Annotated in this window: 4 protein-coding genes; 2 read left to right on the plus strand and 2 right to left on the minus strand. The window is 29.5% G+C overall.

The genetic code is table 11. The annotated features are described in order from the left end of the window. Positions 1 to 863 precede the first annotated feature (863 nt). Entirely contained in the window at positions 864 to 1,076 is a 213-nt protein-coding gene (locus CHB72_RS25475; RefSeq protein ID WP_089285670.1) for a hypothetical protein, read from the plus strand. 352 nt (positions 1,077 to 1,428) lie between these two features. Here the strand turns inward: CHB72_RS25475 and CHB72_RS25480 are convergent, their stop codons facing one another. Then, positions 1,429 to 1,662: a BhlA/UviB family holin-like peptide gene (locus tag CHB72_RS25480; RefSeq protein ID WP_089285671.1), complete on the minus strand. Its 234-nt coding sequence runs from the start codon at positions 1,660 to 1,662 to the stop codon at positions 1,429 to 1,431. A 589-nt stretch (positions 1,663 to 2,251) separates the two neighbouring features. Between CHB72_RS25480 and CHB72_RS25485 the strand changes: the two genes are divergently transcribed. Next, the gene (locus tag CHB72_RS25485) at positions 2,252 to 2,614 is read left to right on the plus strand and encodes a transposase (protein WP_089285672.1); all 363 of its coding nucleotides are present in this window, start codon (positions 2,252 to 2,254) and stop codon (positions 2,612 to 2,614) included. Here CHB72_RS25485 and CHB72_RS28445 read toward each other — a convergent pair. Beyond that, positions 2,588 to 2,866, minus strand: coding sequence for a hypothetical protein (locus tag CHB72_RS28445; protein WP_207652653.1), 279 nt, complete (start codon positions 2,864 to 2,866; stop codon positions 2,588 to 2,590). The two genes, CHB72_RS25485 and CHB72_RS28445, sit on opposite strands and share 27 nt — an antisense overlap. Positions 2,867 to 2,998 lie beyond the last annotated feature (132 nt).

The raw sequence follows: 2,998 nt of genomic DNA on the forward strand, positions 1-2,998 counted from the left end.
AAATGTCATGCCATACTTTTCGCTAAACGAATTAACCTCATTCAAAACCTCGTCAATCTCGTTATTTTCTTGAGCAAATGCAAAACTCGGAACCATCATTGCTAAAATAAGTATCATGCACAAACTACTTTTTCTAAATGTTTTCAACATAATTTTGTCCTCCTTGTTTTAATATAATAAAATATACTAACCTCTTATCCATTATGCATGTAATATAATGATAAAAATGTAAAAAAAATGTAGTAAATGTAAAATAATATTTGGAAAAATACTAATTATGACGACAGGTGCTCTCATATGAATTTAGGGCACAGTTCAATTGATTTGTTTATATGGGTTTATATAAAAGGAATATAGATGTTTGTATTGAATGTATATAGTTATAGTTATATATGGATAGAGAAAATACATTGATTTTATAGGTTATACATAGGTTTGACAATACATCTATGTAACTATATAGGGAGATGTTTTGATGAGCAAGGAGAAAGAATATTCTATAAAAGGCCTAGCTAACTTAATGGGGGTATCGGAGCATACAATTCGTAAAAAAGTCTATTTAGAGGAAGTTTTTTAATAGATAGTGTGAAAGCATATACTTTACTAAGTCTTCAACTATTAAAACTAAAGGAGAGTGATGAAATTCTAATGAGACGGGATTTTAAAAAATAGATGAGTAAAAAGCATTATTAGATATGTATTTAAAATCTATATAGTACATTGCATTGATAAAGTAACAGAGGCTATGAGCTAATACTCTTCTTCTAACACAAAGGGTCAATAATGAAAAATATATTTAAAAATAGAATATAAATATAATGTAATGTAATGTATATATTTTTTATGATTGGAAGTGATAGCTTTTGAATAAACTTTTGAATGAACTTTTAGAAAAAAATAAAAAAATGCAAGCAATAATTTTCTTTGGGATTATAATTGTTGTTGTAGCATATTCTTTGCATATAGATCGTTTCACCCGAATGACAAGTTTTATTGCTGTGATGAGTGCTTGGGGAGGAAGATTAGCCTATATTTTATATTTATATTTAAAATCATCAGATGCAAGAATTAAATAAGTATACATTAAAGCTTAGCAATATAAAAACGCTACAGAATTTTTTCTTTGTAGCGTTTTTATATACTGTTATTATGAGGATGTAATTATACCCACTCACCAATATAATTAGTATTTACTACACGTACTACATCGGTATACTTAATAGATTTCAATTCAGATAAACTTGGATCAAAAGTACCTTCTGCCCTTAATACAACATGAACTCCGTTTTCAGTATTGTAATCTCTTAAAATTTGATCAATGCGATCGTCTGCTCCACGAGTAAAAGCCGTAGTATATCCTGCAGCAGGGCCAATTTACTTTGTCTTATATTATATAAAAGAGATATTTTAAAAAATAATCAACCACTTTTAGATTTTTTTATTAAACACATACTTCTTAACTTCTTTCATATCTAGCTTTATATCCTCAACAATACTTAAATTATCAGTAAGACTAGAAATTATCTCTTGATACTTATTCTCTCTTTCCTCTTGTTTCTTATCTCTTTTCTCCTGTGTTTTTAAAATATAAAAGATAAGAACTACAGATAATGCTGTCCAGATTCCTTGTGATGCAGCTAACTTCAATAATTCATTTTCCATGGTTACACCTCCCAAATGTTTTTGAATTCCAATAAAATCAAACAATCCCTCACTATATTAAAAGTGTCAATTTATATAGAAATGTAAACCAAGTGCTTAATTATTCTAAATAAAACAAAAAACATTGGTATTAATTTGTTAAATTGTAATTAACTTGTAAATTGAAAGCAAGTCATACCTGGTTTATAATTAAAAATAAGGAATTATTAAAAAATTTATAATTAATGGTTGACTTTAGCAACAGAAAAACACTATTACATAGAAGTACCCTTCAAAAAAGAGAGGGTATTTTTTTCGTTGATTGAAAAAGTCATTATGCCATTTCAATCAACGGAATTTACTATTTGCTATTTCTGTATTCATTATCAAATTTAAGACTCATATGGTTTACAAAATTCTTGAAAGAAACATTGTATTAATAAAAGAGCTTTTTATTTGCCGAGAAACAAAGGGGGAAATCTTATGGAAGAATTAGTAAAAAGGTTTTTCAAAGAGAGAAAAGTTCATTCCAAATTGCGTAGTGAAGCAAAAACACAGGAATTTACATATAATAGCAACGGATGGTTGTTTTTATAACAACTCTGAATTTATGGTTGGGATAGAGCCCAATGCAAAAGATCTGGAAGCTTCCTTTGCTATGGAAGTTATAAATATGCTTGAGAGAGAAGGCAAGATAAATGGCGCTATTAAAAACAATATGGCTAATTGGCAGCACTCAGGATTTAATGTATACTGTGGACAGTCAGTAAAGCCATGGGATAAGGAAGGGCTAGAAAGACTTGCTCAATATATTGTGCGAGCGCCTATATCACAAGAGCGCATAACCTATGTATCCAATTCAATGGACGGTATAAACAGGATCATATATAAAGGTAAAACCAGTAATATGTATGAGCCCTTTACTGCACTGGATTGGCTAGCTCGGTTAGTAAGTCACTTCTATCATGTGTAAGGGTTGCGTCCCCCCCCTCATGACATCATATAAGAGTCTTTCGTAGGCTTCCGGTGAGTTAATTCCAATTTGACAATTTTGACAAAAGTCCATTTGTACTGGAATAATATTTTGCTCGGTTCCTGGTTCCTTTGCATTAAACTGAAAAAACACACCTTCCCTAGGTTGTATCCTTATTACTAACATATTGGGCTGTAATTGTTTTTCTTTGAAATACAGTATGTCTTCTATTGATTTAAATTGTATGATGATCCTTTACAAGATTATATCCCATTTTTCCTAATCCAACGATTCCAATTTCCACCTAATATCACTCCTTAACATATCGTTAATTTTTGATTATTATATTTACTATCCTATCTTTTAATTCTCAAACATATTTTT

Source organism: Anaerovirgula multivorans (assembly GCF_900188145.1).
In the GTDB taxonomy this organism is placed as follows: domain Bacteria; phylum Bacillota; class Clostridia; order Peptostreptococcales; family Natronincolaceae; genus Anaerovirgula; species Anaerovirgula multivorans.